Consider the following 256-nt stretch of genomic DNA (forward strand, 5'->3'; position numbering starts at 1 on the left):
CATAATGGCAGTCTCATTGCCATCCCATCTCCACAAATAACGGAAACGTGTATGTGCCTTGTCCAGCACCGGATCCTGCAATTGCGCAGGGTACCATTTTTTACCATTGTCGGTACTGACTTCTACTTTCAGGATTTTGCCACGCCCGCTCCAGGCCAACCCACGAATTTCTACCCAGCCTTTCTCCAACTGCACAGGATAAGCGGGGAATGTAATAATAGAACGGGCATCCATATCAAAACTAAACTGCCTGATT

1 pseudogene is annotated in these 256 nt (G+C 47.7%); it reads right to left on the reverse strand.

Annotated elements, in window-relative coordinates:
* A pseudogene (locus ACKX14_RS16190) lies at window positions 1-256 on the reverse strand (sulfite dehydrogenase); the annotation flags it as partial.

The organism is Thermorhabdus hydrogeniformans, assembly GCF_049310025.1.
GTDB lineage: Bacteria > Bacillota > Thermosediminibacteria > Thermosediminibacterales > Tepidanaerobacteraceae > JBJYKD01.